General features: G+C 64.0%; 23 protein-coding genes and 1 tRNA gene. 5 read left to right on the plus strand and 19 right to left on the minus strand.

The annotated features are described in order from the left end of the window. Positions 1–15: 15 nt before the first annotated feature. The 4 genes from bioH to bioB form a co-directional block, all read right to left on the minus strand. The gene (gene bioH / locus HLH45_RS06660; protein ID WP_014089124.1) at positions 16–777 is read right to left on the minus strand and encodes a pimeloyl-ACP methyl ester esterase BioH; all 762 of its coding nucleotides are present in this window, start codon (positions 775–777) and stop codon (positions 16–18) included. Between the two features lie 100 nt (positions 778–877). Then, positions 878–1,252: a DUF7079 family protein gene (locus tag HLH45_RS06665; protein WP_008578119.1), complete on the minus strand. Its 375-nt coding sequence runs from the start codon at positions 1,250–1,252 to the stop codon at positions 878–880. Between the two features lie 191 nt (positions 1,253–1,443). Continuing rightward, a complete protein-coding gene (gene bioF, locus HLH45_RS06670; protein WP_031420792.1) occupies positions 1,444–2,817 on the minus strand; it encodes an 8-amino-7-oxononanoate synthase in 1,374 nt (457 codons plus the stop codon). Next, positions 2,741–3,775 (minus strand): biotin synthase BioB, encoded by a 1,035-nt coding sequence (bioB, locus tag HLH45_RS06675; RefSeq protein ID WP_008578121.1) that lies wholly within the window; start codon positions 3,773–3,775, stop codon positions 2,741–2,743. Before bioB ends, bioF begins: the two co-directional genes overlap by 77 nt. 49 nt (positions 3,776–3,824) lie before the next feature. Here bioB and HLH45_RS06680 point away from each other — a divergent pair, with 49 nt between their 5' ends. Then, a complete protein-coding gene (locus HLH45_RS06680; RefSeq protein ID WP_171309835.1) occupies positions 3,825–4,550 on the plus strand; it encodes a ComF family protein in 726 nt (241 codons plus the stop codon). Positions 4,551–4,917: 367 nt separating this feature from the next. On the opposite strand, the gene ubiA is transcribed toward HLH45_RS06680, so the two are convergent. After that, positions 4,918–5,823 (minus strand): 4-hydroxybenzoate octaprenyltransferase, encoded by a 906-nt coding sequence (gene ubiA, locus HLH45_RS06685; RefSeq protein WP_008575414.1) that lies wholly within the window; start codon positions 5,821–5,823, stop codon positions 4,918–4,920. Positions 5,824–6,299: 476 nt separating this feature from the next. On the opposite strand from ubiA, the gene HLH45_RS06690 reads away from it, so the two are divergent. Then, positions 6,300–6,376 (plus strand) — tRNA-Arg (locus HLH45_RS06690). A 164-nt stretch (positions 6,377–6,540) separates the two neighbouring features. Here HLH45_RS06690 and HLH45_RS06695 read toward each other — a convergent pair. The 3 genes from HLH45_RS06695 to HLH45_RS06705 form a co-directional block, all read right to left on the minus strand. Next, positions 6,541–6,729 carry a hypothetical protein gene (locus tag HLH45_RS06695; RefSeq protein WP_011346088.1) on the minus strand — a complete coding sequence of 63 codons (189 nt, stop codon included), beginning with the start codon at positions 6,727–6,729 and terminating at the stop codon, positions 6,541–6,543. Positions 6,730–6,776: 47 nt separating this feature from the next. After that, entirely contained in the window at positions 6,777–8,228 is a 1,452-nt protein-coding gene (gene xopAE / locus HLH45_RS06700; protein WP_033478982.1) for a type III secretion system effector XopAE, read from the minus strand. Positions 8,229–9,270: 1,042 nt separating this feature from the next. Beyond that, positions 9,271–11,691 (minus strand): HrpF/NolX family T3SS translocon protein, encoded by a 2,421-nt coding sequence (locus HLH45_RS06705; RefSeq protein WP_008575419.1) that lies wholly within the window; start codon positions 11,689–11,691, stop codon positions 9,271–9,273. A gap of 872 nt (positions 11,692–12,563) precedes the next feature. On the opposite strand from HLH45_RS06705, the gene hap3 reads away from it, so the two are divergent. Then, positions 12,564–13,019, plus strand: a complete 456-nt coding sequence (hap3, locus tag HLH45_RS06710; protein ID WP_008575421.1) for an Hpa3 family type III secretion system protein — start codon at positions 12,564–12,566, stop codon at positions 13,017–13,019. Next, positions 13,016–15,034 (plus strand): type III secretion system effector XopF1, encoded by a 2,019-nt coding sequence (gene xopF1 / locus HLH45_RS06715; RefSeq protein ID WP_008575422.1) that lies wholly within the window; start codon positions 13,016–13,018, stop codon positions 15,032–15,034. Before hap3 ends, xopF1 begins: the two co-directional genes overlap by 4 nt. A 619-nt stretch (positions 15,035–15,653) precedes the next feature. Here the strand turns inward: xopF1 and HLH45_RS06720 are convergent. The 11 genes from HLH45_RS06720 to sctU all read right to left on the minus strand — a co-directional run bounded on the left by HLH45_RS06720 (position 15,654) and on the right by sctU (position 24,138). After that, on the minus strand, positions 15,654–16,124 hold the full coding sequence (locus tag HLH45_RS06720; protein WP_008575425.1) for a CesT family type III secretion system chaperone: 471 nt from the start codon (positions 16,122–16,124) through the stop codon (positions 15,654–15,656). Positions 16,125–16,178: 54 nt separating this feature from the next. Beyond that, the gene (gene hrpE, locus HLH45_RS06725) at positions 16,179–16,460 is read right to left on the minus strand and encodes an HrpE family protein (protein ID WP_008575426.1); all 282 of its coding nucleotides are present in this window, start codon (positions 16,458–16,460) and stop codon (positions 16,179–16,181) included. A gap of 80 nt (positions 16,461–16,540) precedes the next feature. Then, a complete protein-coding gene (hrpD6, locus tag HLH45_RS06730) occupies positions 16,541–16,783 on the minus strand; it encodes an Hrp regulator HrpD6 (protein WP_033478968.1) in 243 nt (80 codons plus the stop codon). Between the two features lie 11 nt (positions 16,784–16,794). Then, positions 16,795–17,733: an HrpD5 family protein gene (gene hrpD5, locus HLH45_RS06735; RefSeq protein WP_033478969.1), complete on the minus strand. Its 939-nt coding sequence runs from the start codon at positions 17,731–17,733 to the stop codon at positions 16,795–16,797. Then, the gene (locus tag HLH45_RS06740) at positions 17,730–18,557 is read right to left on the minus strand and encodes a hypothetical protein (protein WP_008575433.1); all 828 of its coding nucleotides are present in this window, start codon (positions 18,555–18,557) and stop codon (positions 17,730–17,732) included. Before HLH45_RS06740 ends, hrpD5 begins: the two co-directional genes overlap by 4 nt. Continuing rightward, positions 18,554–18,814 carry a type III secretion system export apparatus subunit SctS gene (gene sctS, locus HLH45_RS06745; RefSeq protein ID WP_008575435.1) on the minus strand — a complete coding sequence of 87 codons (261 nt, stop codon included), beginning with the start codon at positions 18,812–18,814 and terminating at the stop codon, positions 18,554–18,556. Before sctS ends, HLH45_RS06740 begins: the two co-directional genes overlap by 4 nt. Before the next feature lie 4 nt (positions 18,815–18,818). Beyond that, entirely contained in the window at positions 18,819–19,463 is a 645-nt protein-coding gene (gene sctR, locus HLH45_RS06750) for a type III secretion system export apparatus subunit SctR (protein ID WP_003485742.1), read from the minus strand. Then, on the minus strand, positions 19,450–20,403 hold the full coding sequence (sctQ, locus tag HLH45_RS06755; RefSeq protein WP_033478971.1) for a type III secretion system cytoplasmic ring protein SctQ: 954 nt from the start codon (positions 20,401–20,403) through the stop codon (positions 19,450–19,452). Before sctQ ends, sctR begins: the two co-directional genes overlap by 14 nt. Positions 20,404–20,495: 92 nt before the next feature. Next, a complete protein-coding gene (gene sctP / locus HLH45_RS06760; protein WP_008575445.1) occupies positions 20,496–21,134 on the minus strand; it encodes a type III secretion system protein SctP in 639 nt (212 codons plus the stop codon). Next, positions 21,134–23,071 (minus strand): FHIPEP family type III secretion protein, encoded by a 1,938-nt coding sequence (locus tag HLH45_RS06765; protein WP_046932208.1) that lies wholly within the window; start codon positions 23,069–23,071, stop codon positions 21,134–21,136. Before HLH45_RS06765 ends, sctP begins: the two co-directional genes overlap by 1 nt. Continuing rightward, positions 23,065–24,138, minus strand: coding sequence for a type III secretion system export apparatus subunit SctU (sctU, locus tag HLH45_RS06770; RefSeq protein WP_008575448.1), 1,074 nt, complete (start codon positions 24,136–24,138; stop codon positions 23,065–23,067). The genes HLH45_RS06765 and sctU overlap by 7 nt, the downstream gene beginning before the upstream one ends. A 214-nt stretch (positions 24,139–24,352) precedes the next feature. On the opposite strand from sctU, the gene HLH45_RS06775 reads away from it, so the two are divergent. Then, positions 24,353–24,808, plus strand: a complete 456-nt coding sequence (locus tag HLH45_RS06775) for an HrpB1 family type III secretion system apparatus protein (RefSeq protein WP_011346104.1) — start codon at positions 24,353–24,355, stop codon at positions 24,806–24,808. Positions 24,809–24,813 lie beyond the last annotated feature (5 nt).

Here is a 24,813-nt window from a genome sequence, read left to right on the forward strand (position 1 = left end):
TGATCGACGATCGGCTCATGGCACGGACGCAACGAAGCGTTGCAGCGCCTCGCTCACCTGATCTGCATGACCCAGAAACGGCGCGTGACCACCGCCGGCAATGGTGAGCGCCTGCGCGTGTGGGCTGAGCGCGGCGGCGGCATGCATGCCGGCGGCAGGCACCAGGCGATCGCGTTGCCCGGCGATCCACAGGCTGGGGCGTGCGAGTTGCGGCACGGCGCGGCGCAGATCGGTGCGTTCGAGCAGGGCGAGCCCTTGCTGCAACGCCTCCGGTGCCGGTTCGCCACGCGCGGTGAGCGTCTCGCGCAGGCTGCGCAGTTCGCTGCGTGCATGCGCCGAGCCCAGCGTGTCCAGCGCAAGAAAACGCTCCAGCGTGCCGCGGTAGTCGCGCGACAACTCGATCCCGAATTGCACGAACACCTCGCGCTGGACGGCACTCGGCCAATCGTTGCCACGCACGAAACGCGGCGTGGCGGCAATCATCGCCAACCCACGCACCTGCGGCAGGGTGGCGGCCGCATGCAGCGCAAACAGCCCGCCCAGCGACCAGCCGAGCCAGACCGCCGGCGGTGTGGCGGCCGCAATTTCTGCAACCACATAGGGCAATGCCAGCGGCGTGCTGTCGTCGCGACTGAAGCCGTGCCCGGGCAGGTCGACCAGATGCAATTGATAGTGCGGCGCCAGGCGCTCCACCAGCGGTGCGAACACGCCGCCGTGCAGTGCCCAACCGTGCAGGAGAACCAGCGCAGGCCCGTGGCCGATGACATCGATATGCATGCGCGCATTGTCGCCGATTGTGGCGTGCCGGCACGCATGGTGGGATGCGCGCTGGTCATTGGAGGCACGCAGATCCGATGGTGGGTGCAGCGCCCAGGCGTCAATGCGTGGCGGCTGCACGCAGTGCGACGATCTTTGGAGCCAGCAGTGCCCATTGCGCGCGCGCATGGCCGCACCAGTGCCAGCGCGCCGGCCAGTGTCGGCGCCGTGCGCGCCGCGCCTGGATCGCCGCAGCCAGCCAGTCGGGATCGAAGCCGTCCCAGACGCCGGCCACGCTGCGCAGATTGCCGATCAGCACCGGGTGCACTTCGTACAACAACATCGTGCGCAACTGGTCCAGGGTGAAGGGCGAGGCAGCCAGGACGCGCGCGATGCCGTCGTCGTCGCAACTGTCGCTGTCCAGGTACAGCCGCGACAACGCTTCCCACACGCGACGTTGCGCCACCGTATCCGTGCCAGGTGTCGCCAGTGGCATGTCAGTGGCCGGGTGCGATTGGATGCAGGCGCGCACCGGTTGCACGGCGGGTCCAATTCAGGCGATCCATCCCGCAATGCACGGTCAGCGCGCCGTTGTCGCCTGCCATGCAGCTGCGTCGTGCAATCGCTGCATTGGCTGAGTGGCCAACGCGTGCTCGCATGCAGGCCAGCCACGCACTGCCGCGTGTCTCAGGCAGAGGCACGCAGCGGCTGCCGACTGACCACGTCGCGCGCCTGCACGATGGCCTCGATCAATGCCTGCACCTGCTGCGGCGTATGCAGCGCAGACAAGGTGACGCGCAAGCGCGCCTTGCCTTCGGGCACGGTGGGCGGACGAATGGCGCCAACCATGAAACCTGCGTGTTCGAGCGCAGCCGACATCGCCATCACGGTTGCTTCCTCGCCGCATAGCAGCGGCTGGATCGGCGTGTCGGAGGCCATCAGTTCGAAGCCGTGCTTGCGCGCGCCATCGCGGAACGCACCGATCAATTCGACCAGGCGCGTACGCCGCCAATCGTCGCGACGCGCCAGGCGCACGGCCGCCAGGGTGGCCGCCACTTGCGCCGGCGGCAGTGCAGTGGTGTAGATGTAGGGGCGCGCAGTTTCGGCCAGATGGCGCACCAACGCCTCTTCGCCCACCACCACCGCGCCGTAGCCACCGAGCGCCTTGCCCAGGGTGACCAACTGCAACGGCACTTCGGCCACGCCCAACCCGGCATCGGCCACGCAACCGCGCCCCTGCGGACCGAGCACGCCGACACCGTGCGCGTCGTCCACATAGAACAGCGCGTGCTGCATGCGTGCCACCAGGCTCAAGGCGCGCAGCGGCGCGACATCGCCATCCATGCTGAAAACGCCGTCGGTGGCCAGCATCGCCGCGCCTTCGGGCGCGCCCTTGAGCTGGCGCATCGCGCCTTCCACGTCCAGGTGCGGATAGCGCCGCAGCCGGCAACCGGCCAGCCGCGTGGCATCGAGCAGGCTGGCGTGATTGAGCCGGTCCTGCACGCAGACGTCGTCTTCTTCGCTGAGCAATGCCTGTTGCACGGCCAGATTGGCGATGAAGCCGCTGCCGAACAGCAACGCCGACGGATAGCCCAACCAGTCGGCGATTTCGCGTTCGAGCGTTTCGTGCGCGGTGTGGTGGCCGCAGATCAGATGCGAGGCGGTGGCGCCGGCACCATCGCGGGCAGCGGCATCCTGCAGCGCGGCGACCACTTCGAACTGTTGCGACAGACCCAGGTAGTCGTTGGAACAGAAACCGGTCAGCCAACGGCCATCGATCTCCAGCCGCACGCCATCGCGCCGCCCCACCTGTCGCCGCACCCGCACCCGTTCCTGGGCCACACGCAATTTACGCAGCGACGAAATCCGTTCGTGCAGATCGGGGCGAGCCATGGGGGCGTTCAACGGCAGGGAAGGCCCGCTAGCGTAGCGTGCCGGGCTCGGGGCGCCCAGCCGCCACCGACGACCGGCGCCCGGCGCCGGGTCAGGCGGCGTGCTCGCAGGCCGCGCTGCGGGTGATCTCCGCATGGACGGTGCCGGGATGATCGTGCTCGGCCGCATCCACGGTGATCTGCATCGGGCGCAGGCCCAGGCGCTTGAACAGGGCCTGGTCGCGCTCGGTGTCCGGGTTGCCGGTGGTGAGCAGTTTTTCGCCGTAGAAAATCGAGTTGGCACCGGCCAGGAAGCACAGTGCCTGCAGTTCGTCGCTCATCGCCTCGCGGCCGGCGGACAGGCGCACCATCGATTTCGGCATGGCGATCCGGGCGACGGCGATCATGCGCACGAACTCGAACGGATCCAGCTGCTGGGTGCCATGCAATGGAGTACCGGGGACCTGCACCAGTTGGTTGATCGGCACCGAATCCGGATGCGCCGGCAGCGTGGCCAGCGCCAGCAGCAGGCCGATGCGGTGTTCGCGGGTTTCGCCCATGCCGACGATGCCGCCGCAGCAGGTCTTCAGGCCGACATCGCGCACATGCTCCAGCGTGTTCAGGCGGTCCTGGTACTGGCGGGTGTGGATGATCGAGTCGTAATAATCCGGCGCGGTGTCCAGATTGTGGTTGTAGTAGTCCAGCCCGGCATCCTTGAGCGCACGCGCCTGGCCGGCGTCGAGCATGCCGAGCGTGGCGCAGGTTTCCAGGCCCATGGCCTTGACCTCGCGGATCATCGCCGCGACCTTGGGGATGTCGCGCTCCTTGGGCGAGCGCCAGGCCGCGCCCATGCAGAAGCGCGAGGCGCCGGCGGCCTTGGCCTGGCGCGCCTTGGCCACGACCTCTTCGGTCTCCATGAGCTTCTGCGCGCTCACGCCGGTGTCGTAACGCTGCGCCTGCGGGCAGTACGCACAGTCTTCCGGGCAACCGCCGGTCTTGACCGAGAGCAGGGTGGACACCTGCACTTGCGCCGGGTCGAAGTGCGCGCGATGCACGCTGGCCGCGCGGTGCAGCAGCTCCGGGAACGGCAAATCGAACAGCGCCTGCAGCTCTTTGCGATCCCAGTCATGGCGGACGACAACAGACATCGGAGTTTCCTGACAGTCAGCGGCTTGGAAGCCAGGCAGTCTGGTGAGCATGGAAGAGGCTGTCAACTTCAATCAGGTTCGATCGGTTTACAGATGGCCGCAGCGGGTGCTGCGGCTGTTGCTGCCGAGCCTGTGCCTGGTCTGCGCGGAGGCCGGCACGCCCGATGGCGATCTATGCCCCGCATGCCGCGCCGCCTTGCCCGATCACGGCCATGCCTGCCTGTGCTGCGCCACGCAACTGTTCGTCTCCGACGCGGTGGCGCTATGCGGGCAGTGCCTGCAGCACCCATCACCGCTGCAGCGGGTGCATGCCTGTTTTACCTATCGCTGGCCGGTGGATGGGCTGCTGCGGCGGTTCAAGTTCCATCAGGACCTGGCGGCAGGCCGCCTGCTCAGCGAACTGATGGCCCGGCACTGCGTGGGGCTGCCGCGCCCGCAGGCGTTGGTGCCGGTAAGCCTGCACCGGCAGCGCCTGCGCCAGCGCGGTTACGACCAGGCGCTGGAGCTGGCCCGACCGCTGGGCCGCGCGCTGCAGCTGCCGTGCCTGCCGTTGCTGCGACGCGTTCGCGCAACCGCACCGCAATCCGAACTGGACGCGGTCGAGCGGCAGCGCAATCTGCGCGATGCCTTCGAGGCCCGCGGCGCCTTGCCGGCGCATGTGGCCTTGGTGGACGACGTGATGACGACCGGCGCGACACTCCACGCCGCGGCGAAGGCCTTGCGCAAGGCGGGTGTTCAACGGGTGGATGCGTGGGTCTGCGCGCGGGTGCCGTGATCTGGCCTGCCGGCGTCAGGTGCGCGAGGCTTCGCCCTTACCCTCACCCCAACCCCCGCTCTGCGCCCCGGCCCACGCTTGCGGCGCGGGCGCTCCAAGACACGCGCGCCAGTGGCGCGCAAGCCGTGTCTTTTCGCCCCCGCAGGAGAGGGGCTCGCTGCCTGACAGGACAGCGCGGTGGATGGCGATGCGGCTTCGGTGGGTGGACGGCGGAGGACGAGACGAGGAGTAGAGCCGTCAAAGATGCGCGCATGCTTCGAACCCTCACCCGTCATCCCAACATCTGGTCTGTAATCGACGGATTCCCGATTCCCGATTCCCGATTCCCGATTCCCGAATCCCGAATCCCGAATCCCGAATCCCGAACCTAACGCCCCGCCACCGCCACGGCGATGCCGACGAAGATCGCCAGGCCGACCCAGTTGTTGTGCAGGAAGGCGCGGAAGCAGGGGCCACGCTCGCGGTGGCGGGCGATGCGGAATTCGTAGGCGACCAGCAGCGCCGCAACGGCCAGACCGGCCCAGTACGCCACACCGAGATCGGCGCGCAGGCCGACCAGCACCAGCGTCGCGGCCATCAGCGCATACAAGATGCCTTGTGCGATCAGATCGAATCTGCCGAACAGGATGGCGGTGGATTTGCTGCCCATGCGGATATCGTCGTCGCGGTCGACCATGGCGTACCAGGTGTCGTAGGCGGTGGCCCACAGGATGTTGGCGGCATACAGCAGCCAGCCCAGCAACGGCACGCGGCCTTGCACGGCGGCGAAGGCCATCGGGATGCCCCAGCCGAACGCCATGCCCAGATAGACCTGCGGCAGGTGGGTATGGCGCTTGAGATAGGGGTAGCTGGCGGCCAGGAACACGCCGGGCACGCTCAGCGCCACGGTGAGCCAGTTGAGCGTGAGCACCAGCGCGAAGGCCACCAGCATCAGCACCACGAAGACCCACAGCGCCTCGTGCCCGGAGACCGCGCCGGTGGCCAGCGGACGCGATTTGGTGCGCTCCACGTGCGGATCCAGCCAGCGGTCGGCGTAATCGTTGATCACGCAGCCGGCCGAGCGGGTCAGCCACACCCCGGCAGTGAACACGAACAACGTCCACAGCGGCGGCAGGCCATCGGCAGCCAGCCACAACGCCCACCAGGTGGGCCAGAGCAGCAGCAGGCTCCCGATCGGGCGGTCGCCACGGACCAGCTTCCAGTACTGGCCCAATCGCTGCGGCCACGTCAGCGCGCGCGCTGCGGGCAGTTGTTCGACACCATGCTTGCTCATGCGGCAAAGGGTAGCAGCGCGGCTCGGCCGTGGTCATGTGGGCGCGGGGTGGGCGCTGTGCGGGCGGCAATCCTGGCAATGCCCTGCCATCCATGATGGCCGGCTGTCATGGGGTGCGGCTGGCCGCAGCGATCAAGGTTGCGAGCGGCCAGGGCCGGGCGCTGGTGCGGGTGGGCTGCGGCAGGTGATACGGCCTGCCACGCAGGCTCGGCAGTGACCGCGCTCAGGCGCGTGCCCAAGCTGACGGTCAGGTGGGACGTTGAGCAGGCTGCCTCTGCGACGGCCGCTTGAGATGGCCACACCGCTGCACGTCTGGACCCTGTGCGCTTGAACCTGGGCGTCCGGTGCCGCCCGGCGACTGCCCGGGCCGAGAGGCCGGTGTCATCACATCTGGAGTGACGTAGTGGCTGGCCAGGTCGCGTGTCGCCCAGCCCCATCACGCGCACGCCGGCTGTTCTGGCATAATGCGCGGCCAGGCGCTCGTAGCTCAGCCGGATAGAGTAGTGGCTTCCGAAGCCATTGGTCGGGGGTTCGAATCCCTCCGGGCGCACCAGTTCAGTTCCAGAGCTTGTGCTGGGATTTAAAAAACCCTCGAGAGATCGGGGGTTTTTTGTTGCCTGTACAGCGAACGGTCCACCCGGAGCCATTGGCATCCAGGCTGATCGGGCATAGATGGGCGCACCTGCCCTCAACGCAGAAGATGGATGCCCCATGCAGTCAAGCGGCTTCATGGAACGCTGCAACGGCAGCGACCAACGCGGCGTCCTGGATATGCGTGGCTTCCGCAGTTTGAGCGACGCGAGCAAACAGACCGCTGCCGCTTGGCTGGTTGCACACAGCCGATAACGACTGCATGGACGCGGCGGGCAAACACCCGCCGGGTTCTGCGATCAACATCATCAGCATGCCTGTCCATTCTCAACTGCGGGAGTGGCATCGCCGGGCGCCAGGGTCTAATGGATGTGCCATTCCTGGAGCAGTACACGCGCCCGCCGCTCGATGAAGCGGTTCGCGTTGGCCTGCGCCTGCTCGGACTCCTGCTTGGCCTCCGCTTCCCCGATGACACCCTCATGCGCTTCGTCAAACTGAGCCATCGCCCACGTGATCGCCGCATCCTGCGCCGCTTTTCCTTCCACATCGTGCATGGAGATGTAGGCCTTCAGTGGCGGCCACATTTCCACACGCCCGGTGAGTTCATTCCTGCTGCGCAGCAGCGTCTCCCTGGACAGCCCCAGGTCGGAATTCCTCAGTGCTTCCAGCAGCAGGCCCAGTGCGGTCTGGTGGTCCTGCGTGTGCATGAGCTTGTGCTTGAGCATCTCGGCAAACGCGGTTTTGGCGTCTCCTCGCACGGCGGGCCCGCGCCCACCCACTTGCGTCATGCCATCCAGGTTGAGCGTCTTGATGGTGTGGTCGCTCAAGAATTGGCCGAAGCTGCTGCGGAATTCGGGTGACCGAATGGCCTCGGCTACCACCTGGTCCAGCAGGGGCATGTCGGCCGATGTGATGGATGCGCCGAAGATCCTGGCATTTTGCATCAGGCCTTGCGTCCATTTCTCAAAACGCTCGCCCAGGTCGGCATCGACACTGCGCAACACGCGCGTGAACTCGGGGACGCGGTTCCACGACGACCCGGCCTGTTGCGCCGCCGGCACGGGCGCGCGTCGTCTCCGCTCGGCCAGCCGCTGTGCCGCGCGCTGTGCCTGGCGCTGCGCGCGCTCCGGGTCGCGGATCTGCAGCAATCGGTCTGCCAGATGATCCGGCACCTTGATATCGCATTGAGCGGGCAGTCGTGCCAGCGACTGTGGAAGAGTCTGCAGGCCCGTGTCGCGCAGGTCCAGCAGTTGCAGCTGGGCCAGATCCCCCACGCTGTCCGGCAGCTGCTGCAGCGCAGCGCAACTTCTCAGCGACAGTTCCGTCAAGCCGCGCAGTTGCCCGATGTCCTCAGGCAAGTGCGCCAGCCGGCGGTTGGATGACAGGTCGAGTTTTTCCAGCAGATGCAGCTGCGTGAGGCTGCCTGGCAGCTGCTCCAGCTTGGAATTCGATGCCACCTCCAGTGACCTGAGCCCCTGCATGAGGCCGATGTTTTCAGGCAACTGGCGAAAATGCGACGAGTGCGACACGCGCAACTCGCTCAACCGGCTCAGTTCGACGATGCTGTCCGGCAGGCGCGCATAGTGCCCGCGGCCTAGCGCGAGGCCGCGCAGACCCTGCATGCGCCCAAGGTCTGCGGGTAATTCGTCTAACGGGACCATCGCCAATTGAAGGGTTCTGAGATTGGACAGGCGCGTCAACGAGGGCGGCAGCGTCTTCAGGTCCGGCGCGCCAGTGATCTGCAAATGGCGGAGCTGGCGCAGCTGCCCCAGGCTGTCTGGCAGCGACTGAAGCCCGGTATGGAGCAGCGTCAATTTCTGTAGCGCGTCGAGCCGGCCGATCGCGTCAGGTAGCGTCGTGGCAGGCAGGCAATCGACGACAAGTTCGGTGCTGCGGCGGCTCGCTGCACGGCGGATGGCGTCTGCGGCGTTTTGCAGTACTTCCCGCGACATATCTCTCGACCCGTCGTGCAGGTTGTAGCCCGTTCGAACCCGCTCTGCCATCGGTAGGCTTTGCGCAAGCCAATCATCGATGTCGTGCTCGATGCTGCGCGGTGGCGCAGAAGAGGCACCCGCAAGTGCAGCCGGCTGGCCCGACGGACGCAGAGGTGAACGGAAAGGGCTCCCGTGCACTGGGTTTCCAGGCGTCGACGTGCCGGCCGCTGACGTGCTTTCGCGCCGTCGCGGCCGCGCGAGCAGGGGGCTCAACAAGCCCTCTGCGTTCGAAGGTTGCCGTGAAGGACTGTCTTGCGCGGGCGCTTGATCGGCGTTGTCCGTTCGCGGGCGAGAGCGGAGTAGGCGATTGACATTGAACATGGAGATACACCCTGCTTGGTCGGCTGGCTGCGGCGTTCAAGCGTGCAGGCTACTGCGATGCGACTGCCATCGCCGCATCAACGCGAAGAGGCTGCATCGCCTGGCGAATCGGTTTTTGTAGAAGCGCGCCGGTGCTGCATCCCTGCTCACCGACAGCGGTGATTGTTCGGCATTCGATGTCATCGGCTGTCGGCGCGATGCACACGATGGCAACCGGCGATCGATCTGGTGACGCGCCGCATCGTTTGCGACGCAGTCTCCACGTGTATCGCCGGTCTTCATTGCCAGGATGTCGATGCTCGCGGGAGAGCTTCCGGTATCCCGCCACCTGTTCGCCAAGGCGCATGGCGCAGCGGCGCCGGAACGTGCCTCCAGGCACCTGGAGGCACGTTCATACGAAGGTCGCCGAGCGATACCGCAACGCATCAGCGCGATGCTGCCGCACGTCGTGGCCCATCGACCGGCGTTGCCTCAACGCCTGCCTTCGAGCACCAACGCCGGCGGCAAGACGCCGAAACGAAACCTCGCTGTGGCATGCGCATTATCTGCGACGGATCCGGATATTGCGCAGATTCTGCCGCAGGTCTCCCTCGAAGTTGTCGGCGATGCCTTTGGGGATAATCTGCTTACCCACCGGGACACCGCCGGCGTTTTCCAGCTTCTGGTGGATCTGTCCGTCCTTCTGCTTGTCCAGTTGATATTCTTCGTAGTGCAAGCCCGCCAGGACGGGCGTCTTGAGAATTTCAACCGATTTACTGATGGCGGTGCCGCCCACGTAGCCTTTTGCGAACTCAGCGGCGCTCGGCCGTTCGGCGGCGGTTTTACCGCCACCTTTGGCGACGCCCTTTGCCGTTCCCTTTGCAGTTCCCTTGGCCGCGCCCTCGGCTGCTCCCTTGGCCGCGGCTTCGGCCACTCCCTTGGCCACGCCCTTGGCCCCGATTCTGGCCGTGGGGCCGCCGACCGCTCCAACCACCGCCCCGGCCATATTGATGCCGGCCAGCTTCAAGGCCAGCGACATGTCGCCACCTTGAATCGCGGTGTCGACCACCTGCGCCGCCTGCGCCTCGCTCTCCAATGCAATCGACGCCGCATCGGCAATTTCGCCGATGATGGGGATCCCGTTCAATGCGCTGAGCCCCACGGACATCCAGTCCAGCATCTTGCTGTCCCACTTGAGGAACTCGTGCAGGCCCTGTTGGAACGTGCCGACATCCTTTTTGGGCTTCTTAATCGCCGGCGGATCGTCCTTGCCCACCAGCATGTCCGCGACAGCCTTTTGCTGATCGGGCGAGCTCGCCTCGTGCGTGGCCGGCGTGTCCACGGTCTTGTTGGCTGCACTCATGTGGTCATAGAACTGCCGGAAATCGTCCTGGCTGATCTTGCCCGAATCGACGACATGGCCGCCGCCGAAGAAGTGATGGGGCTTCTTGTAGCCGGTGATGGAGTTGTTCAACAAGCCGAACAGCAGCGGGTCGGCCAACAACTGCGTCGCGGCCTGCTTGACGGCCGGGTCGGCCTTGTCGTCCTTGGAGATCGCGTCGAGCTTGTCGCGCGTGATTTCCTTGCCGTCGCCGTAGAACGCGTCCTGATGACTGTTGATGGTGTCCAGCGTCTTCTGCTCGTCCGCGGTCAGGTGCATCTCGGAGGTGGATTTCTGCAGGAAGTCCGGCGTGCTCATCGAGCCCGAGTCCCCTGCAAATTCCTTCCACTCGTCCGGATGATCGCGAAAATATTGAGCAGCCGCGATCACCTGCGGCGGGCACTTGCCGGTCTTGCTGTCGCCATCGACGATCTTGGCGAATTCGTCCTCGCTCAGGTTGCCGGGCAGATAGTCGGAATAGCGATACAGCTCGCGCAGGGCATCGCTTTTGGTCATGACCGACGCCTTGGTTTTGTCGGGGCTATCGGATGCGATGTAGTTCTGCGTGTAGCTCTTTGCCTGCTTGTCGTTGTATTCGGCAATCTGCGGATGGTAGTACGAGAAGTCTGTGAGGTCCTGCGCCTTGATCTTGCCGCCGCACTTGCCGTCCTTCTGCGAGCCGATGGCAAAGAACAACCGCGGATCCTTCTGCAATCCTTGCAGCGCTTTCTTCAAGTCAGGCTGCGTCGACGGGTCGTTGATCTTGGCGTCCAGCTGATCGAAGGACAGCGAGTCGACCTGGTCCTTGTGCCGATCCAGAACCGAAACAATCTCCAGTTCGGATTGATTGAGCTGGCCCTCGTTCCAGGTGACCGTCGAGCCCTCCGCCGCCGGCGGCGGGTTGGACCCCTTGATGTTCTTGGGGTTGAACTCGTCGTTCTTCCCGCCCAGTTCCTTGACCTGCGGATGTGAATCAGAGAAATCCCAAAGATCCTGCGCGCTGATCTTGCCGCCGCACTTGCCGTCTCCCTGGGAACCGATCGCAAAGAACAAGCGCGGGTCCTGTTTCAGCCCCTGCAATGCAGCCTTCAGGTCGGCGGGCGTGGAAGGGTCGTTGATCTTGTCGTCGAGATTCTTGTACTCGAGCGGCATCTGGTCCTTGTGCGCATTCAGCGTCGAAACGATCTGAAGCTCCGACTTGGTCAGCGTGCCATCGTTCCAAGTCACCGTCGAACCTTCCAGCGCCGGCGGCGCATCCTTCCCCTTGATGTGCTTGGGATCGAAGTCGTAGCCCAGCGATGGCCAGGAGGTGCGCTTTTCGATCGGCTGGGTGGCCTGCCAGTCCGATGCGGACAGCTGGGTATCGGCATCGCCGCTTGCCGTATTGGCCGGCGCATTACCCGACGCGCTGTTTGGCGTGTTGGCCTGGAGGGCCTCCAGCAGCAGGTAGATTCGCTGAAAGATGTTATCCATCGTCGATGGCAAGTCGGAGCCATCCTTGGACGAATCCGACCCGAGCAGCTCCGATGAAGACGACTCGTTGAAAGAGGTGCCCAGCAGTTGGCTGGGGTTGCTCCCGGTAGAAAGCGTGTTGAGCGACATAGAGGCGGCCTCGCGAATGACAGAATTGGCAGAGCACCTTCGTATAAGTTGATTCTTATACGGCCGCACGGATGCGCCCATGCGGTGTAGACGTATGTTGCCAATCTGCGCAAGGTGCACCCTGGCCGACGAACTATTTTGGCGAAAAAAGCGCAAAAATCGGCCCGTCGATGCGTTGCCTGCCGGTGCTGCTTGGCGCCGATAGTTGAGCGGCGATTGTTCCTGCTGTGGGCCGGCGCACTCATGTACATCGATACGATACGTGCTTGGAGATGCAGATCATCGCGGTGTTCCGGCGGCGTGTGCAGCGATCACCAGCGTTCCGTCACGCGGCGGCCGAACCCCTCAGTATTGGAATTGTGAGGGCTGTTCTGACTGCAGCCCTGGATTTGCTGAGAAACCAGGGGATTTCATGGAGCCTGGTTGCATGACATTTCTTTTATTGCCCGGCCGGAGCCATGAATCACGGCCATGAAACGTGTTGGGATCATCTGGGTCGCCAAGTGGGGCTTGCACCGAATCAACGCGCTGGCCAACGCTGGAGCTGACACGGATGAAGTGCGCAGTTAGTTAATATCTCGGTAATTTGCTTGCGTCAGTAGACCGCCTGGACGCGAAATTGCCGGCGGTGCCTGCAGGTGCACTTATCAGTCTTGGTTCCTTCGCCAGGTCAGGGGCGCTTTCCTTCTGATTGTGTCCGTTTTATTAAGGTGTGGCGCAGGTTTTGGTTGGGCACTTTACCGGCACCCCACTTCGTGTATGGCGCAGGTGGTTCGCCCCGCTTCGCTTGGGCGCGCATTTGTGGGCAAGACAATGTGCCGCGCGCTGCTGGCGCGTAGCAACTCATCGAATTTCCTCACGGAGTACTTCAGATGACGTTGGAATCGCACAATCAACAAACAGCGAATACCGCTTTTACCGCTTTTTTTATCGACCTGAGCGCATGCCTTGGGTTACCTGGTGAGCTTGCGCAGCGGCTCGGCGAAGGCGAGACCATTCTGGGCCCTGCCGGCATGCTGTGCCGCGTCCACACGCAGGGGCAGCCAGACGCATTGATGGCCTTCCCGGAAGTGATCTTGCCCCTGGCGGCACGCGAGCTTGGAGGCGAGGAGGTGGTGATGCTGCTGTCGCTGCAGGAGCAACTGCTGACCGAGTATGGCTGGCGGCTCACGCTGTCGGATCTCGGCCTGCTCTGCGTCTGCCCGCTGTTGCTGGTGCGCATGCCTGAAGAGGTGGCCGCTGCACTGGACCGTGGGCAGGTGGTTGCCCGCGTCGTGCTGGATGCGCTGGCGACGCAGGTCGAGACGGCCAAGGAGGTGGCCTCATGAAACTCTCCTGCGATATCGGCACCGCTGCCAGTCGCGGCGCAGCCTCGCATCCTCCCGTCCAACCAACGCAGGCCGAAGACGTTGCTGCCCCGCGGGAAGAACGCGCACCCACTGGCCCGCTTACGGGCCTGGCCTCTTCCAGCGCGGCGCTGCGTGGTCGTCGCGCATCATTGGCCGGTCGCGCCAGTCCTCATGCAGATGAAGAGGGGGCCATGCTCGGCGGCTCGCATCGGTCCGACTCGTCGCAGTCGTCGCAAGCGTCGGACGCAACGTTTTACACCGCGCAGGTCGTGTCCCCTGCCCGGGAAATCGACACACCGGATGTGCCTGCCGCCGCGGCGACCTATGCCGAACGCAGCACGGCGGCGGCCGCCGAGGTGAAAGCGCAGCTGCGTGCCCGCCTGGACGCTCTGCCATTTGCTGCGCCCTCGGAAGAGCAGACGGCCCTGCAGGCCAGCTATCTGGAATGGGCTGACGCGCGCGTGCAGGAACGCATCACTGCCTTTGGGCCGGATGCCGGGTACCAGGCTGTCGGTGACATGAAGACGGCGGGCACGAAAGCGGCATTGCCGATTGCCTACGAATGCCTACGGGCGTTCATTATCGGTGCGATGCGCAATCCGGTCGGTCTTGCCACGGGTGCGGCCTATGCGTCCCGGCGCCCGGCCGACGCGGAGGAGCTGAGTACGGCGATGGTTGCAGGTGTCGCGGCGGGGTCTGCGTCCTATACCAGCGATACGTTGTTGATCCCGGCAATGGACCGGCGCGCGCGCGTTGCCAACCTGCCGAGGTTTCAGGCCATCGACCCCAAAATCCTGGTGCCCGATCCACCACCGGTCATTCTGGAAATCACTGCCGAGGGCAAGCGCTTCACGCGTCCGGGCGAGAACAATGCGCCGACGCTTGCCGACCTCAAGGCGCAGACCTACGACCGCCGCCTGGGCATCACGCAGCGCCAATCGACCCTGGATGACAAGTCACTGGATACCTTGTTGCTCAAGCCAGTGATCAACGCAGGGTTCAACGCCGCGCGCCGGACTGGTGGTGAACCGGGCTTACTGACGCCTGTCGGCCAGTGGGGGTTGAGCGCGCTGGCCATTGGCGGCGCCGGGGTCGTGCAAAAGGCACTGCTGGAAACAGGCAAAGCCGTGGCACGGACCGGCCAAATGCGTGTCCCGGATCTGGTTGGCGGAGAGCAACGGCTGAACCTGTTTGCCTTGGCGTTGCCCGACAAAGCGCGCCGGCCTGCACAATGGTCCGACGCCGTGCATTTCCCGCCTAGCTATTTGCTGGACACCGGAAAGGAAGCGTTGGCGTTGGCGTTGGCAAGGCAGGGCTTCAACAGCGCAAACGCCGTCGCCACCACGGCACGCGACCTGTTGACCCGCCACATGCTGAGCAACGTCATGGCCAGCTTCGGCTCGATGGGGGCCGGGCGCATCATCACAGCGCCGTTGCGTCGGGGGAGCCACATCGGTGTTGCTGGCGAAGCCGTCAATTCCACGGCTGTGGTCGTGCAGCAGGCCGTGCAAACCCTGTTCAACGATACGTTCTGGAATGCGCTCAAGGCCAAAAACGGCGCCAATACCTCCCAGGCGGCGCGCCTGGACAACGAACGTGCCGCGCTTGCAGCCGAGCATCAACGCACCATCGAACGAACCCTCGAGGCCCTGGCCGAGCCTGTGGACCAGGCGATCGCCAGGCTCTCGGGGCCGACACCTGCCGAGGCAGAACGTGCCATGGAGGAGGGGATGCGCGCCGCGCCTGGCCCTGGGCCGCTTGGCCAGACACTGCGTACTGCGCTGCAGACATTGCGTACGGAGATCGGCACGCAGTCCGTTTCGATCGCGACCATCGATGCGGTACGCACTGCACTACGCGAGGGGTGGAGTCAAACCTTTAGCGGCGTCCCCCGCGACGCGGCCACGCAGGCACTGGATGGCCAGCTGCAAACGCTCAAGCGTGCACTGCATGACAGCGAAGCACTTCGCCAGTGGCAGAGCGGGCGAGCATGAGCGCTCAGCTGCCGCGTTGATACTCAGGAGTGTTGTACACCGCCGCCACAGACGTCGCGTTCGTCGCGTCTGTGGCTTGGTGGTGTCTGGCAGCTTAGCCATTACCAGCAATCATGGAACACCACGGCCTCATGCCGCGATCTGCGCAGGTCGCTCACTGCACGAGGCAGGCATTGCATCTGCGACTCGATGGCGCCGTCGCTCCGGAACGCGTCGACCTTGACGCGCACGTCAAACACCGGAAAGAACTCGCCGGCAAAGTGGTCGTGTCCCTCGTCAGCGCCAACAGCACCGGTGCATCAGCTGCCGTCGCGGATGTGCACGGTGTAGACCATGCGTCTGCGCCTGCCTTTGTTCTGTGCAGTGTCGGCCATCGCGGTGAGCCGGCACGACAGACCTGCGATCTCCCGCCAAACCTATATCGGGGAGCAAGCCAGCGCAGATGCAGGCGTGTCAGGCTTCGACATGGCAAGTGGGTTTCACTCAGCGCCACCGGCGCCATCGGGCAGAGGAGTGCCAGGCCGGTGGAGTTGGCCGGCAAGCTAGGTTGCTGTGCCATGGCGAATGGGCGCCGCTGCGGCCGTGATTGAGGCTTCGGCAAGCTGCCAACAAGCCTGTATCAGGCGCGTAACCACAGATAGTTGCCCGTCGCGATTCCTTCGAACATCTCGTCGTGCGCCACGAAGATATTGTTGTTCCAGTAGCGGCCATGCTCGGCGTAGTGGGCAAGCAGATCGCAGATCCACGCCCCATCCACGTCGTCGTCCAGCGGTACCCGCACAATCAGCACGATAACGCCGTCATCGTTCAGTCCAAGCTGTGCCTGGTCCTGCGCATACACCGAGAGATTGGCTTCGAGCAGAAGCCTGAAAACGGTCAATGTCCGCCCGGCAGGTGGTAACCCGTAGGCGATGCGCAGATACAGTGCTTCTTCCTTTACGTCGTCTTCGGGCTGTGGGGTCGGCAGGTGCAGATAGACCTCAAAGCCCTCCACCCAAAGCACACGCCGATTCAGCACCGACTCCACATCCGGCAAGTCCAGTGCCTCGCACATCTGTCGAACGATGGTTTCGAATCGCGCGCTGCTCATCTGTGGTGAGACATGCACAGGACCCCCTACAAGCCCTGCGCATGCCCGAGCCCATTACTGGCCAACGAGCTGCTTAGCGTTGTCGCCCGCCTTGCCGATGAACTTGTTGAGTGCCACGTTGAAGTCCAGATCGTTTTTGAGCATCGTGATCTTGTTGTTCATGGACTTCTGAGCGTCGTCCGAGGCTGACATGTCGCCGAGTAGCGAATCCATCTGGCCGTTTGCACCAGAGAGTGCAGCAGCGCCGGAAATTCCATTGGACAAACCACCGGTGAAGCCATCCATGCATTGGCCAACACGGGACCTCCACGAGCTTACTTCAGGAAAAATTTGCATACCAGTACTCCTTCGTAGTGAGCATGTAATGGTGCGCCTATCGGCGCGTTTTACTTGGTCCGAGCGACCAAGAAATCGATTTACGGCATGCTTGCGATGTGCGCGACGATGTTGCGCGCGGCCGTGATGCCGTCATACAAGACGTTGAAGTCGTTGCGCGCGACCTGGTCGCTCGCTGCAGACCAGTGCACGCGAATCTGTTGCGCAGTGGCATCCAGCGCTGTCTCCACGTTGCGCAGCCGCTCGCCGGACAGATCCATCGCCTTGGCCTGCAGAATCTTGCTCATATCCTGAGTGACCGCATCGGTCATTGCATCGAACATGGTGTGATCTCTCATTGCGCCGCTTGCTGCGGCAGGGATGTCATATGCTTGGTGCCATCCGGCGTTTCGACATAGTGCAGGCCATCGGCGAGCAATGCCGCGTCGTAATTGTCCGGTGGTTTGATGGACGGGTCTTGCTGGCTGATCTCTACGTGCAGCGCGCGGACCTCCGGGCCCAGGTCGCTGCGGACGTCGGCAATCCGGCGGCTTGCGCGTTCTGCGTAGTCGCTGCTGCCGGAAACCGAGAAAACGCCATTGCCCTCGTAACGGACGGTGAGGGCGGGGTCGGCCAGGGTGTCGCGCAGCGTCGCCACGACCTCGTCCACCACCGCCACGTTGACGGCAACGCCTGGGTGATAGCGATGCACCTGTGCACGCAAGCGTGCGGCATCGGCGCTGCTGGGGACCAGGCCTTCGATCAGCACGCGCGTGCCGACCTGTTCTGCGTGCGCTTCGCGGAAGCCCAGCTGCTTCAATAAGGCTTTGGCCTGATTGAGGGTATTTTCCGGATGTTGCCGGGTGGCCGCATCGGACAGAAACGCCGGCTGCAACGAGGGGAGCAACGCTGCGGCGGCAAGCGCTAGCACGGCGCCCACCGCAGTACGCAAGACTTTGCGCCTGGACGCGCGCGGCGCCGGCGGCGGTGCTGGGGAAAGCAGCCGCTCCAGCAACGCCACATCGTCCGGCCACTCGGCAGCAGCATCGCCAACGCATAGCACCAGCGGGCCGAAGCGGACCGGCTGAAACGCAACAAAGAACGTTTCTTGCACCGTGTCGCTGCTATAGCGGATCTGACCATCTTGGTCTACCTCGATAATGAGTGAGCAACCAGGCCAATCGTCTATTCGGATATCGGTTTGGGGATCGCTCCCCAGGGTGTAGCGGCCTTGCGCCAAATCTAATCGTGCGCCTGCGTGGGTTCCTGTCAGTACGCGAAGCTGCATGGTCATGGGCGAACCTCCTGAGCCGCCTGTTGTGGTTGCTCAATCAGCAGTGTGTTCAGACGTGTGATGGCATGTGTACGGTCGATGCGTCTGCGCGGTTTTTCCGCATTCAGCAGGATCAGTGGAAGCAGGAGATGAAAATTGCGTAGCGCGGGCACCGGCTCCAACTCCGATGGCATCAACTCCAGCAATCGGGTCCGCAAGGCCAGCAGGTTTTCCGCCGCAGTGGCCTTGTCGTACGCGCGTAGATGCTCGCGCATCAACCTCCAGATCGTTGCGGTCAAGGGGGCGACGGCAGGATGCGAAACGCCGACGGCGCGCAGCTCGACAAGCGCAGCAGCCAGCGCGTGTCGCTTGGCCACTGGATCGGCGTCGCGCCTGGTCACGTAGCGATCGACAATCGCGTCGATGCACGTGCGGATGCTGTCGCTCAATTGCGCTGGAGCGGCGCTGTGCCACGGACCGGCCTGCGGATCGTCGGTATGCGTGCTGCGGTCACCGCCGTGCTGGTCGCCCTGGCCATGCTCCCGGCTCTGGGCCGGCGTGATCGCCACGCTCACCCGTCCGCGCAGTGCGCACTCGCGTTTGGCTTCGATCTCTTCCTGCTCGTTGGCGTCGAATTCATCCTCCTGGCCGTCCAGCGACCGGATCCCGCGGCGTCGCCTGCGCGGTGGAGCAGGGCGCAGACGCGGTGCTCGTGCCGCAATGTCGGTAGGCGACCCCGCGCTGGTGCCTGCCGCATCGGAATGATGATCGCCATGGTGATGCGAGCCGCCATGCTCGATGGAAACCGAGGGCCGCAAGGTGCCGGGCGAGATGCGACGGATCATGGGAACGCCGCCTGCATCAATGCCTGGCCGAACTGCATGATGGCCGAGGCGCCCCACGGCGCCGTCACGGCAATGGCGGCCACCACCACCACCAGCTTGAGCGCGAACGAGATCGATGCATCCTGCAGCGACATCACCGCCTGGACGAAGGCGATCAGCAGCCCGGCCAACGCAGCGACACCGACCACCGGCAAGGACACCTTGAGGCAGAGCAGCAAGGCTTCGGAGGTGAATCGCACTAGATCGTCATGGTCCATGGCGTCACCGATAGCTCAGAACCAGGCCGTGAATCAGCATCGACCAGCCGTCCATGGCGACAAACAACAGCAGCTTGAACGGGATTGCCACATTGGTCGGGGTGACCTGTGAAAGGCCCATCGCCATCAGCGCGTTGGCCACCACCAGGTCGATGACGATAAACACCAGATACAACAGAAACCCGATGCGGAAGGCTTCGGTCAATTCGCTGAGCGTGAATGCCGGTGCCAAGACCAGCAAGTCGTCCGACTTGAGCGTGGCGGCCTTGTCCTTGGGCCAGATCTGCTGTGCAGAACGCATGAAAAACGCCTTTTCGCGCTCGCGTGTGTGTTTGAGGAGGAATTGCCGAAACGGCTCCCGGCAGGCGTCGAGCAGCACCACCACGCGGCTGTTATCCGACCCGGCACCGTAGTTCTGTGCGGCCTTGAACGCCTCCATGCCCACCGGCGCCATCACAAAGCACGACACCAGCAATGCAACGCCATTGAGGACCATGTTGGGCGGCACCTGCTGTACCCCGATCGCATTGCGCAGCAGGCCGAGCACGACCACGATCTTGGTGTAGGAGGTGACCACCATCGCTGCGAAGGGCAGCAAGCCCAGCATGATGACCACCAGCAGCAGCGAGCCGACGTCAGGCATCTGCATGCGTGCTCTCCGACATGCTGAGGATCTGCACGCCCAGATGTTCGCCCACTGCCAGCAGCCTGCCGGTGCCGATGGTCTGGCCGTAAACGACCAGGCGGATGTCGGCTTGATCGACCGGCACCGACAACTCCAGGATCTGCCCGGGCTGTAAACCCGACAAGGTCGATAGAGACAGCGCAAGTTGATCCACTTCCAGCTGCACCGGCAGTTCCAGCTCTGCCACGTTGCTGGTGGACGGCGCGACTTCAGGCTCAAACGTATCGTGCTGCATGGTGGGGCTGGCCTCCAGAATCATCTGTTGCAGGTTCAAGCGCACTGGCGCGCGCAATACCACGCCTCCGGCGATACCCCAGAGCACATCGCCGCTGGTCACCGCAGCCGAGGCCGTGCAATGCAGCAAGACATCGCCAGGCCGCAGCGACTGCAGCAATGCCGCCGATGCGGTGCGCCCGCCGATGCGCAGGCGCGTGTTGACGCGCAGTGCAGCCAGCCAGGCTGGCTGCTGCGCGGGCGGCGCAAGTCCGCCGACTGCGGCCTGCAACGTGGCCAGCAGCGGCGCGCTCGCCGTCAGCGCAATGGCATCGAGATCGCCCAGTGTCATGCCGATGCCGTGGCAGTCGTCTGGCTCTGCATCGCGCTCGAAGGCGATCACCTCGGCAGCGCCCAGGCCGAGCGGCGCAAATGCGCCCAGGCGATCAGCCAGTAGCATTCCCGCGATCGAAACGCGTAGTGCGTCATCGTCCTCGTTCAATAGCAGCGCCAAGCCGTCGCGCGCGGCAATCCGCAACTCCATCTGGCCGGCATCCAGCTGCAGGCGCAGGCGGGCCGCATCATTGGGCCAGATGCGACGGCAATGCGTGGCAAAGCCGCATTGGCGTGCTGCGCGTGGGTCGCCGAACACTCTGCCAAGCTGGGCGCGCTCGGCCGCAACGCGCGTCAACGCCTGAGAGAGTGCACATGCCGGCGGAGTCTGGCTCTGCTCGGTTAGCAAGATGGAGTTCCTCCAAATGGCTTTCTGTCGCCAGTGCCGCGTTAGACAACCTCGATGCTGATCTGGAGCGTGCTACTCAGCGTGGACGTCAGTGCAGCCTCCAGGCGCTGCTTTCCGCACCAAAGTACCTCGCGCGCATCTGGCGAACTGGTATTGAAGCGAAGCGATAGCTGGTCCGGCGAAAGCCGCAAAAACAACGTCGTCTGTGCGACGACCTCTTGGTCGATAGCCAGCCACGCTTCCCAGCTCCCTGCGCTGCGCACCGGTTGGGCATTGCAGAACTCGGCCACCCGCAGCGCGATGTGGTCGATCGCCATGTGGGCGCGTTGCGTGCGTATCCACTCGGTCGCAATCTGTCGCCCCACTGCGCCATCGTCGTTGCCTTGGGACGGCTCTTGGTGTTTCGTCCCCTCGATACGTAAGGGTGGGTCGGTTTGCACGGGCACGCTGTCATGCGCCTCGGTGAAGCCCTCCTCGGCATCAGGCTCCGGCCGATCCTCGTCGCACTGCGGTGGCAACACCATGCAGGGAAGCGCGAGCTGTGCGCTGCGCAAGCGCTGGCGCAGTTGCAGGAAGCTGGAGCGCAGCGCCGACCGGGCCGGCGTGGCTGGAGCCGCCGGCCGCTGCAGTGCGCCGCTGACCGGCAGGATGCGCACATGGCGGAGGGGCGGCTTGCGCATCACACCACCACTCTACCGATCGGCTGCAGCTGCACCTCCGAACCCAGCTCCTGGAACGAATAGACCTGCAGCCAGGTCAGCCGTGCTTCGATCATGCGGCGCACATACCTGCGCACGTCCATCGACGCGACCACCGCCAGCGGATGCTGCGCATGGTCGCCGACGATGCGTTCCACCTGTTCGACAAGCTGGTTCGCCTGCTCGGGCGGAAGTGCCAGGAAATTGCCGGCCGCGGTCGCGCGAATCGATTGCCTGATCAGTTGTTCGACAGCATGGTCGAGCATCACTGCGGGCAGCTGCCCGGTGCCTGCGGTTGCGGTATGCGCCAGATAACGGCCCAGATCGCAGCGCACATACTCGGTCAACATCAGAAGATCCTTTTCCTTCGGCCCCCAGACCACCAGACTTTCCAGAATGCTCTTGATATTGCGCACCGGAATCCTTTCTTCCAGAAGGCGCCGCAACACATCGGCTATGCGCTGGGCGGGCATCGCCTTGTTGACTTCCGCAACCAGCCCGGGGTAGTCCACGGCCACCTGCTCCAGCATCCACTGCGTCTCCTGGATGCCGACGAACAAGTGCGCTCGTGCATGCAGGGGTGCGATGGCCTGCCGGGCCAGTGCGGCCTGCATGTCGTCGGTGTTCTCCAGTTCGGCGCGTGTCTCGGGGACATCATGAATCAACACTTCGTATTGCATGCCTTGCAGCGACTCGGTCTGCCATATCGCGATCCCGGGAAACGGCAAGCCCAGCAATTCGACCAATTGCCGCCGCTCGCTTTCGATCGCCTGATCCAGCCGCGCGGGGTCGAGCAGAGCGGCCAGCTGCGGCGACAGCCGCATCGATAAGGGTGAGGCGAAATCCGGGGCGTTTTTGCGAATATGTGGCGCCTCGCCTTTGGCACCTTTACGGCTCGCCGAAGGCAACTTGCGCTGATCGGTGCCGCTGATGTCGCGTTGCTTGCGCCAGATCGTATAGCCACCGGCGCCGACGACCGCTGCCAGCAGCAGGAACAGCACGGCGGGAAAGCCGGGGACGAACGCAAAGCAGGCCAGCAGCACGCTCGCTGCCATCAGGGCCCGCGCATTGCTGGTGAGCTGACGGCCGATATCGAGCCCGAGCGAGCTGAGCCTGGTCTCATTCTCGTTGGCCACGCGGGTGATCATGACGCCGGCGGCCACCGATATCAGCAGTGAGGCGATCTGCGACACCATCGCATCGCCCACCGACAGGATCGCAAAGCGGTTGGCGGCATCGCCGGCCGTCATGCCGTGGTAGGTCACGCCGACCACGATACCGGCCAGGATGTTGACCATGGTAATCACCAGGCCGGCGATCGCATCACCCTTGACGAATTTCATGGCGCCATCCATGCCGCCGTGCAGTTGGCTTTCCATGGCCAGCCGCGCGCGTTTGCGGCGTGCCTCATCTGCGGTCAGGTTGCCGCCACGCAGGTCGGCATCGATACTCATCTGCTTGCCGGGCATTGCGTCCAACGTGAAGCGCGCACCGACCTCGGCAACGCGTTCGGAGCCCTTTGCGATCACGATGAACTGCACGGTGGTGATGATCAAGAAAACCACCAGGCCCACCACCAGATTGCCGCCGACCACCAGCTCGCCGAAGCTCTCGATGATATGGCCCGCCTCGGCATGCAGCAGGATCGACTTCGTCGAGGCGATATTCAAGGACAGCCGCAGTAGCGTGGTGAACAGCAGCAGGGAAGGAAACGACGAGAGCGAGATCGAGTCGGGCACATACATCGTGACCATCAACAGCACCACGCTCAGGGTGATGTTGATGCCCAGCAACGTATCGATCATGGGCGTTGGCAGCGGCAGGATCATCAGCCCGATGACCGCCACTACCAGGGCGGCGATGGCTACTTCGCCGCTATAAGCGAAATACCTTGTCGCTCGCACGCGGTCTCCTAGCATGGCAGGGCTCCATCGCCGTCGCCGTGGTCGCGACCGAGTTCATCGACCCAGCGCAACACCACCGCAACCGTTTCGAACAGTGGCTCGGGGATTGCATCGCCCAATTCAACCTGATACAGCGCACGCGCCAGTGGCGGATTGGCAACGATCGGAATGCCCTGGTTATGCGCGAAGGCGCGCAGTTCCAGTGCGCCGTCGTCCACGCCCTTGGCAACGACCTGCGGCAAGCCGAAGTCGTCGGGCTCGTAGGCCAGCGCCACTGCGTAATGGGTCGGGTTGACCACCATCACCTTGGCCTTGGCCACGCGCTCGCGCGGGTCGCCGAAGACCAGCTCCTTGGCGAATTCCTTGCGCTTGTCCTTGATTTCGGGGTCGCCCTCGCTTTCCTTGACTTCGCGCTTCTGCTCGTCCTTGCTCATTCGCTTGTCGCGGATGAACAGCCAGCGCTGCACGCTCCAGTCTGCAGCGCCGACCAGGACGAACAGCAGCACGCCCAGTGCGAAGAGCATGCCCAGGGTGCGCCAGGCAATTTGCGCAACGTCAAGCGGTGTCTCGTAGGCAAGCCCAATGATCATCGGCATGAGGGCGCGGATACCGACCCACAGCACCACGCCAATCAAGATGGCCTTGATGATCAACTTCAGCAAGTTGATGAGGCTTCGCAACGAAAAGAGTTTCTTGACCCCGGTTGCGGGATTGAGGGAATCGAACTTGGGCGCCACCGGCTTGAGCGAGGCATTCAGGCCAGTCTGGAACGCACCGCCCGCCATACCGGCCACCAGGCAGGCAGCCAGGAACGGCAGCATCAACAGCAATCCCTGGATGCCGATATGGCCGAGTGCGCGGTTGATGGCCGCTGCATCGCGTGTATGTTCGGAAAAATCGAAGCCGATCGTCATCAATGCGCGCATGTGATCGGAGAAGTAATCGCCGGCCGATTTCATCACCAATAACGCGCCGAAGAGCACCGCCGCTGCAGTGACGTCCGGGCTGACCGGAACTTCCCCGTCCTTGCGCGCATCCCGCAGTTTCTTCTCGGTCGGCTTCTCGGTTTTTTCTTCCGACATTGCCTTCTCCTTCCGCGATCGCTGCGCCCCCGATTGTGGGCAGCTGTGGTGGAGCGATCCGTTTTCCAGGCGAATGTGTGGATGGCCTGGCGAAGCTGGAATGATTTGTTCGCCAGCGAATTCCGATATTCGCTTCCGAAAGGATCCGGCCGGCGTGGCGAGCGTAGCGTTCCCCACGTGTACGGTCCGCATGCCATTAAAAACGAGGTGCAGTGTGGAGAAGACTCAATGTCCCGGGTCGGTCGTGAGTGGGCTCATCGAACTGATCACGGTCGGACTCACCCATGAAAAGATTCAGGACGCTGCCGCTGTGCTGGCCGCAGTCCGCGTCCTGCGGCCAGAGCTGAAAGCGCTGGACACCTTCGATGCATGGATTTCGATCAAGCGCGGCAATTACGTGGAAGGTGCGCGCCTGTTGCGCGAACTGGAGAGCGACGCCGGCTCCAAGCCGCTGTGCAGGGCCTTGTACGCCTGCTGCCTGTTCGCGATGGGGGACCCGTCGTGGCATGGCGTTGCAGACGGGCTGATCGAAGAAGACGCCGATGCCGATGCGGTGGCCCTGGTCAAGGCGCTGTCCGGGCGAAGCACCCCAACGTCCGCGCCGGCGGAAGTACCGGTCGAATCTTCAGCACCGATGGAAGTTCCGAATTCGCAGTACCTGCGCGCCTGAGTGAC

It is taken from the genome of Xanthomonas euvesicatoria, from assembly GCF_013112235.1.
Lineage (GTDB): Bacteria > Pseudomonadota > Gammaproteobacteria > Xanthomonadales > Xanthomonadaceae > Xanthomonas > Xanthomonas euvesicatoria.

Bases quoted from the DNA above. Each gene is read 5' to 3' on its own strand.
- bioH (WP_014089124.1), bottom strand. From the start codon at position 777: ATGCATATCGATGTCATCGGCCACGGGCCTGCGCTGGTTCTCCTGCAC.
- HLH45_RS06665 (WP_008578119.1), bottom strand. From the start codon at position 1,252: ATGCCACTGGCGACACCTGGCACGGATACGGTGGCGCAACGTCGCGTG.
- bioF (WP_031420792.1), bottom strand. From the start codon at position 2,817: ATGCGGCCGAGCACGATCATCCCGGCACCGTCCATGCGGAGATCACCC.
- bioB (WP_008578121.1), bottom strand. From the start codon at position 3,775: ATGTCTGTTGTCGTCCGCCATGACTGGGATCGCAAAGAGCTGCAGGCG.
- HLH45_RS06680 (WP_171309835.1), top strand. From the start codon at position 3,825: ATGGAAGAGGCTGTCAACTTCAATCAGGTTCGATCGGTTTACAGATGG.
- ubiA (WP_008575414.1), bottom strand. From the start codon at position 5,823: ATGAGCAAGCATGGTGTCGAACAACTGCCCGCAGCGCGCGCGCTGACG.
- HLH45_RS06695 (WP_011346088.1), bottom strand. From the start codon at position 6,729: ATGCTGATGATGTTGATCGCAGAACCCGGCGGGTGTTTGCCCGCCGCG.
- HLH45_RS06705 (WP_008575419.1), bottom strand. From the start codon at position 11,691: ATGTCGCTCAACACGCTTTCTACCGGGAGCAACCCCAGCCAACTGCTG.
- hap3 (WP_008575421.1), top strand. From the start codon at position 12,564: ATGACGTTGGAATCGCACAATCAACAAACAGCGAATACCGCTTTTACC.
- xopF1 (WP_008575422.1), top strand. From the start codon at position 13,016: ATGAAACTCTCCTGCGATATCGGCACCGCTGCCAGTCGCGGCGCAGCC.
- HLH45_RS06720 (WP_008575425.1), bottom strand. From the start codon at position 16,124: ATGAGCAGCGCGCGATTCGAAACCATCGTTCGACAGATGTGCGAGGCA.
- hrpE (WP_008575426.1), bottom strand. From the start codon at position 16,460: ATGCAAATTTTTCCTGAAGTAAGCTCGTGGAGGTCCCGTGTTGGCCAA.
- hrpD6 (WP_033478968.1), bottom strand. From the start codon at position 16,783: ATGTTCGATGCAATGACCGATGCGGTCACTCAGGATATGAGCAAGATT.
- hrpD5 (WP_033478969.1), bottom strand. From the start codon at position 17,733: ATGACCATGCAGCTTCGCGTACTGACAGGAACCCACGCAGGCGCACGA.
- HLH45_RS06740 (WP_008575433.1), bottom strand. From the start codon at position 18,557: ATGATCCGTCGCATCTCGCCCGGCACCTTGCGGCCCTCGGTTTCCATC.
- sctS (WP_008575435.1), bottom strand. From the start codon at position 18,814: ATGGACCATGACGATCTAGTGCGATTCACCTCCGAAGCCTTGCTGCTC.
- sctR (WP_003485742.1), bottom strand. From the start codon at position 19,463: ATGCAGATGCCTGACGTCGGCTCGCTGCTGCTGGTGGTCATCATGCTG.
- sctP (WP_008575445.1), bottom strand. From the start codon at position 21,134: ATGCGCAAGCCGCCCCTCCGCCATGTGCGCATCCTGCCGGTCAGCGGC.
- HLH45_RS06765 (WP_046932208.1), bottom strand. From the start codon at position 23,071: ATGCTAGGAGACCGCGTGCGAGCGACAAGGTATTTCGCTTATAGCGGC.
- sctU (WP_008575448.1), bottom strand. From the start codon at position 24,138: ATGTCGGAAGAAAAAACCGAGAAGCCGACCGAGAAGAAACTGCGGGAT.